1 protein-coding gene is annotated in these 261 nt (G+C 43.3%); it reads right to left on the bottom strand.

The window, feature by feature from the left end; translation table 11 throughout:
- The coding region (locus R2R70_RS21090) for a tRNA-modifying protein YgfZ (RefSeq protein ID WP_410979063.1) at nucleotides 1–261 on the bottom strand (261 nt) is incomplete at both ends.

Raw genomic sequence — 261 nt, 5'->3', positions numbered from 1 at the left:
GTGTAACAGCCTTTTTTAAAGCTGATGCCACCAATGGCTTGTAAGTTAACCATTTGCGGTACATATTCGCCAATTGCATCACTGCTAAGCTGTGGCTCGCCAGCTAAAATTGCTGCTTGCTGCCATGGGGCATCGTTATCAAGCGTTAAAACGCTATCAGGGATTGCAAACTGACTATCAACCATAAGCAACACTCGGTTATCAGCCAGCTTCAATGCTTTACCGTTATCAAAGTCACACGCTATTATATTGTCGTCAAAA

The organism is Cobetia sp. SIMBA_158 (assembly GCF_046566945.1).
In the GTDB taxonomy this organism is placed as follows: Bacteria; Pseudomonadota; Gammaproteobacteria; order Pseudomonadales; family Halomonadaceae; genus Cobetia; species Cobetia amphilecti.
Note: the sequence above shows the minus strand (reverse complement) of the source record. Positions and strands in the feature narration are given on the sequence as shown.